The sequence below is a fragment of the Cypionkella sp. genome (genome assembly GCF_028290025.1).
Taxonomy (GTDB): Bacteria; Pseudomonadota; Alphaproteobacteria; order Rhodobacterales; family Rhodobacteraceae; genus Cypionkella.
Window position 1 is genome coordinate 1 of sequence record NZ_JAQGKQ010000009.1, and the last position, 3,513, is coordinate 3,513.

The window sequence follows — 3,513 nt, forward strand, 5'->3', positions numbered from 1 at the left end:
AAAATTTTCACTTCCCCCCACCGAGAATAGGACTTCCAATCATGGGAAGGTCAAGGAGAAGTTTCGGAAAAGAATGTGCACTCTGATCCTTGACCTTCCAATAGTGGGAAGCCCTATCTCATTAGGCGTGAGACGAAACCAAAGGAGGATCTCATGCAGTTCCATATTGAGAACATGGCCTGCGGCGGCTGTGTGCGCAGCGTGACCAAGGCAATCCAGTCGGTCGATCCAGTTGCCCAGGTTAACGCGCACCCCGCGCTGCATAAGGTAGACGTCTTTACGACAGCACCGCGTGCCGAGCTCGAGGCCGTTCTGGCCGATGCCGGCTTTTCCGTCAACTGAACCCGACACAGGAGAATTCTATGAACAAGCGCTCGCTTGCTTTAATCGCCGCTGCCGCCGTCGTCGTTGGCGGTCTTGCCGTTGCCCAGACCACGATGGAGGGCATGGACCATTCGGGCATGAAGATGGATATGGGGGCCATGGGTGGCATGAACCACACTACGCTCATCCCACCCGAGTTGGCCAAAGACCCGGCCACGCTGGCCTATGCCAAGGCGATGAACGACATGATGGCCGGAATGATGATCCCCTACACCGGCGACCCGGATGTCGACTTCATGGCTGGCATGATCCCGCACCACCGGGCCGCTGTCGATATGGCGAAGGTTGCCCTGCAATACGGCAAAGATCCAGAAGTCCGCGCCCTTGCCAAAGCCGTCATCGCGGCGCAGGAGGCCGAGATTGCACAGATGACCGCCTGGCTAGCCGCGCACGGTCAGTGACGGTAGGGCGCGCGCTTCCCTTCCTTGCAGGACAACTCAAGCGCGCGCCCGCTCCAAGGACTGGCCCCACAAAGTCCGCATAGCTCAGTCGAGCATACCGATAGTGGTGCGCCGTCGGTTTTATTCTATGCTTTGCTCATTATTTTTCCTTCTCCGAGGTCACCAATGTGCGGCAAGTTCACCCAGATGGCGTCATGGCGCGAGGTGCACGAATTCTCGAACCTGTTTGCTGCGCGGGTCGATGACGAGGTGCGCACCTTCACGCCGATGCGGGCGGTGCCGGTGGTGCATCTGGATCGCAACGGTGAACGCGTGATCACGCTGATGAACTGGGGCTTCACGGATCGGCGCGGCGATGGGCGTCGGACCCCTAAGCACATGCATGCGCGGGGTGAGACGGTGCACAAACTCTGGACCTTCACTGATGGCTTCCATGCACGGCGCGGGATCACCTTCGCCAAAACCTTCAATGAGGGTCGCGAGGTGCCGCTGGCCTACGAGGACGGTCAGCGCACCGGCAAGTCTTGGACGCAACAGTGGACAATCCGGCACAAGGAAGGTCGCCCCGCCATCATCGGCGTCATCTACGACGAGTTCGATGTCGCGCGCGGCGCGGAGTATGAATTCGTCCAGGTGACGGTCCCAGCGAACCTGCTGATTTCTGCGATCACCGACCGCATGCCGCTGCTACTGGAAGGGGATAACGACATTGCGCTGTGGCTCGGCGAATGGCGTGCACCGATTGAAGAGGTGATGGCGCTCATCCGCACGCGGGAGTTCAGCAGTGACTGGGAGTGGATGTCGAAGATCCGTCGAAGAAACCACCGCGGCCCAAAAACGATAGCCGAACGTCTGCAATATCTTAGCCGACTGTGAATTTCTTACTTTGTTCTCACTAGACATATTTAATGATATCGTTGGGCTTAAGTCTGGTTTGACATTGCTGCCTTTTAGGCGATGCGGAACCGGCCGCGCTTAATTCGAGCCAATGTCGGCCGCTGACACCCCTGCAGAAACATCTCATTCCGCTAGCCTAGTGGTTCATGCTTGCTAGATTAAAACTTGAGCGGCAAAGTCGGTTTGGCGAGAACCGCTGCGATTTCAACGCAGTTAGATTTTCGATGCACGCGCCGAGAAAATAGAGCAAAACTGATAAACCAACATGAAAAGTAACAGCTCTCTATCGTTCCTTTCGTTCGACAATCGTTGGAAAATGCGGATCGACCATCCTTACTCCTTGTTGGTGAGGGATGGCGCTTTTGCCTGGTCGTGCGGACAGTGTCCGCTGGACGAGGATGGGGCAGTTCTGTTCCCAGGCAATCTGCTGGCGCAAGCTGATGCCGTCGCTGGCTTTATCGAGCAATATCTTGGTGACATTGGTTGTGCAGCATCGGTGATCGGAAGGCTCCTAGTCTATTACGTCAAAACGCGCGATGGCGATGCTTCGGCACTACAAGACTTTTTCCATGGTTATTTCGGGCCAAGCTTTTGTGTTCTGCCAGTCGCCATACCGCACTTCTACTATGAAGGAATGTTGGTCGAGGTCGATGTCCACGGTTGCTCCGACAACAAAGAGTGCCGCAATTTCACTGATGCTGTGACTGAGTTTGAGCTGATGGTTGTGGATGCGGGCGATATAGTTTGGGCCAACTTCACAGCGTCGGCCCTACCGCTGGACGCTGATGCCGCCGAAGCCGGACTGCAACGGTTGTTGGTGAAAGCCGGCCTTTCGGTGGATTGCATGCTGTCGGACCAGTGGTTCGAATGCAACACCAGTGCGCGGGAGGTTCTGCATGCCGCCCAACATCTGGGGCTTTGTCGTGATCAGCGCACCGTTGTAGGCGTTCCTTTCGACGGAATCGGCCTCTACTCGGAACTCACTTTTTCCAAATCCGCGGTGCAGTTTGAGTCACACAAAGCTCGCACGCCGTCCTTCCGGGACGCCGCCGTGCAAGTCACACTAAGCAGATCAAAAGATCACTTCCACGTCGCGGCCGCGGACGAGGGCGGCGTGTTGCATCTCGTCGCGCAGACCGGAGCGATCATGGAGGCGGTAGAATTGACCTTGCGCGATCACGACCTCAAATTCGCGGATGTTCGCAAAGCGACGACCTATTACGTGGCAGGGAGTAACGCGGATGCGCTGCATGACAACATGCAGGTCCGTAACCGGTATTACACCAAGCCCGGTCCGGCCTCGACTGGGCTTCCGGTGCAGGACTTTCCCCATTCCAAAGCATCCATCCGTGTTCAAATGCTTGGATCAACGCGCAACGAGTAATATCGCGGAAACGGCTAAACCTTTGAAAAAGTTTTATGTCACCAGAGCTACGGGCAGGCGCGGCCATAGGTAAATTTTACCGGTAACCGACCATTTATGTCGACCGTAGTTGTTGGACGAAGATCACGTTGGTTATCCATCCCACTAAGCTCAGCATAGCGCCACCCCCGCGAACAGCCCCCAACTGCTCGCCGGGCACGTAGCTATGCAGTGGGGTAGTCGGTGTAGCCGTGCGGGCCCTGACTATACCATGTCTTGGGGTCACCCTGGTTTAAAGGTTTTCCGTCCATTAGGCGCTCGGGGAGGTCGGGGTTCGCCAAATATGCGCGCCCGAATGCGATTGCGTCAGCAGTGCCCCGATCAATCGCGGCCTGCGCTTCGGCAACGGTGTCGTAATCCGAATTGAGCACGAGCGGACCTGCAAAAACTTCGCGTATTTCGGGCGAT

General features: G+C 56.6%; 4 protein-coding genes and 1 pseudogene. 4 read left to right on the top strand and 1 reads right to left on the bottom strand.

Annotated elements, in window-relative coordinates; all coding sequences use genetic code 11:
• Window positions 1-153: 153 nt before the first annotated feature.
• The 4 genes from JWS10_RS01145 (at window position 154) to JWS10_RS01160 (ending at window position 3,066) form a co-directional block, all read left to right on the top strand.
• Window positions 154-342 carry a heavy-metal-associated domain-containing protein gene (locus JWS10_RS01145; RefSeq protein WP_299503985.1) on the top strand — a complete coding sequence of 63 codons (189 nt, stop codon included), beginning with the start codon at window positions 154-156 and terminating at the stop codon, window positions 340-342.
• 20 nt (window positions 343-362) lie between these two features.
• Window positions 363-785, top strand: a complete 423-nt coding sequence (locus JWS10_RS01150; protein WP_299503988.1) for a DUF305 domain-containing protein — start codon at window positions 363-365, stop codon at window positions 783-785.
• 165 nt (window positions 786-950) lie between these two features.
• The gene (locus JWS10_RS01155) at window positions 951-1,661 is read left to right on the top strand and encodes an SOS response-associated peptidase family protein (protein WP_299503990.1); all 711 of its coding nucleotides are present in this window, start codon (window positions 951-953) and stop codon (window positions 1,659-1,661) included.
• 286 nt (window positions 1,662-1,947) lie between these two features.
• Window positions 1,948-3,066, top strand: a complete 1,119-nt coding sequence (locus JWS10_RS01160) for a hypothetical protein (protein WP_299503992.1) — start codon at window positions 1,948-1,950, stop codon at window positions 3,064-3,066.
• 203 nt (window positions 3,067-3,269) lie between these two features.
• On the opposite strand, the pseudogene JWS10_RS01165 reads toward JWS10_RS01160, so the two are convergent.
• Window positions 3,270-3,513 (bottom strand): annotated as a pseudogene (locus JWS10_RS01165) (alkene reductase); the annotation flags it as partial.